Genomic DNA, 661 nt, shown 5'->3' with positions numbered 1-661 from the left:
AGTTGTTTGGCGATTAATAAAATTATTCATATTTAAAATATCTCAAACATTAGAAGAACCCATTTTATTATATTCAAATTGAACTTGACCAACAGTATTGCCAAATTCATCTTTTCTTCTAAAATAAGATGATGCCTGGGTACTAATAATATTATCAACACTACCACTATTTATTTTAACTTTATTTGGTGGTGTTATTTTTCAATCTTTAGACCAATAAAATTTAGAATCTTTATCTTCTGTATGAATATTTCTACCAACAGTAGAATTAGTTGCTGATGTAGTAGCGGGATCAGTTATAACAATACCTTCACTATTTTTCTGTTTTCAAAAGTCATATCTACTTTCCATATCTTGTTTTCAATCTTTATAACCAGTTATCATAGTTGGTTGTATACCTTGAACATTATATCAACTTACTTCGGGAGATGCATAAGTATTGATTTTATCAGGTGGTGTAGGATACATGTTATACATTAATAAATCACGGGAATTCATTACTTTTGGATTAAATTGACCTTTAATAATTGGTCGACCAATAACTGGCATATCAAAAAAGATTGGATTACCATAAAATTTAACTGCCATTGCTCTAACCCCTGGGTCTTTTAATAAAATCTCATCTAATTCAACAATACCTTTATTTAGTTTTTCATCATAA

At 28.3% G+C, this 661-nt stretch carries 1 protein-coding gene; it reads right to left on the bottom strand.

The window, feature by feature from the left end; genetic code table 4:
* Positions 1 to 661: hypothetical protein (locus D9R21_RS07895; protein WP_158614025.1), on the bottom strand; the 661-nt coding region annotated here is incomplete at both ends.

The sequence above is a fragment of the Spiroplasma endosymbiont of Megaselia nigra genome, from assembly GCF_003987485.1.
Taxonomy (GTDB): Bacteria; Bacillota_I; Bacilli_A; order Mycoplasmatales; family Mycoplasmataceae; genus Spiroplasma.
This window is presented reverse-complemented; position numbering and strand designations above follow the sequence as displayed.